This is a genomic window from Kitasatospora putterlickiae (assembly GCF_039527695.1).
Lineage (GTDB): Bacteria > Actinomycetota > Actinomycetes > Streptomycetales > Streptomycetaceae > Kitasatospora > Kitasatospora putterlickiae.
The window spans coordinates 1-1,239 of the sequence record NZ_BAAAKJ010000156.1 but is presented as its reverse complement, the minus strand read 5'-3'; the positions used below and the strand labels follow the sequence as shown (position 1 = coordinate 1,239).

Here is a 1,239-nt window from a genome sequence, read left to right as displayed (position 1 = left end):
TCGAACACCGCCGCCCCGGCGACGGCGAGGACGCGCTCGCGCCCTTCGCGGCCGTCGCCGAGGCGATGACGGCGCTGCGCGAGGACGGCGGCGACGGCCGGCGCGACGAGCGGCGCGAGGCGTACATGCGCCAGCAGATCCGCGCCGCCCGCCGGGCCGGGTACCAGCGGATCGCCGTGGTCTGCGGGGCCTTCCACGTCCCGGCCCTGGCCACGATGCCGACCGTCGCGCACGACAAGGCGCTGCTCGCCGAGCTGCCGAAGAAGGTGCGCACCGAGATCACCTGGGTGCCCTGGACGCACCGCCGGCTCTCCCAGCTCAGCGGCTACGGCGCCGGGATCGTCTCCCCGGGCTGGTACCACCACCTGCACCGCACGGACGGCGACCCGCTGCCCGGCTGGCTCACCAGGACCGCCGACCTGCTGCGCTCCGAGGACCACCCGGTCTCCTCCGCGCACGTCATCGAGGCCGTCCGGCTGGCCCGCACCCTCGCCGTGCTGCGCGGCCGCCCGCTCGCCGGGCTCACCGAGACGCTGGACGCCGTGCGGGCAGTGATGTGCGACGGCTCGGACGTCGCCCTCGCGCTCGTCCAGGACCGGCTGGTGATCGGTGACGCGCTCGGCGAGGTGCCCGACGCCGCGCCCGCCGTCCCGCTCCAGCGCGACCTCGCCCGGCTCCAGCGCACCCTGCGGCTCAAGCCCGAGCCCACCGTGCGCGACCTTGACCTCGACCTGCGCAAGGAGACCGACGCGGCCCGCTCCCGGCTGCTGCACCGGCTGCGCCTGCTCGGCGTCGACTGGGGCGTGCCGAGCCGCTCCTCGGTCGCCTCCACCGGAACCTTCCGGGAGAGCTGGCGGCTGTGCTGGCAGCCCGAGTTCGCCGTCCGGATCGCCGAGGCCGCCCAGTGGGGCACCACGGTCGAGCGGGCCGCCGTCGGCAAGGCGGTCGGCACCGCCCGGGCCGCCGTCGAACTCGCCGAGCTGACCGGGCTGGTGGAGACCTGCCTGGTGGCCGGGCTGGCCGAGGCGCTGCCCGCCGTGATGCGGGTGCTCGCCGACTGCGCCGCGCTGGACACCGACGTCGCCCACCTGGCCGGCGCGCTGCCCGCCCTGGTGCGCGCGCTGCGCTACGGCGACGTCCGGGGCACCGACGACGGCGCGCTCGGCGAGGTCGCCGCCGGTCTCGCCGACCGGATCTGCGTCGGTCTGCCGCCCGCCTGCACCGGCCTGGACGGCGCCG

General features: G+C 77.2%; 1 protein-coding gene. It reads left to right on the top strand.

From position 1 onward, the window contains the following. A partial coding sequence (locus ABD308_RS16300) for a DUF5682 family protein (protein WP_344334165.1) occupies positions 1-1,239 on the top strand: 1,239 nt, incomplete at both ends.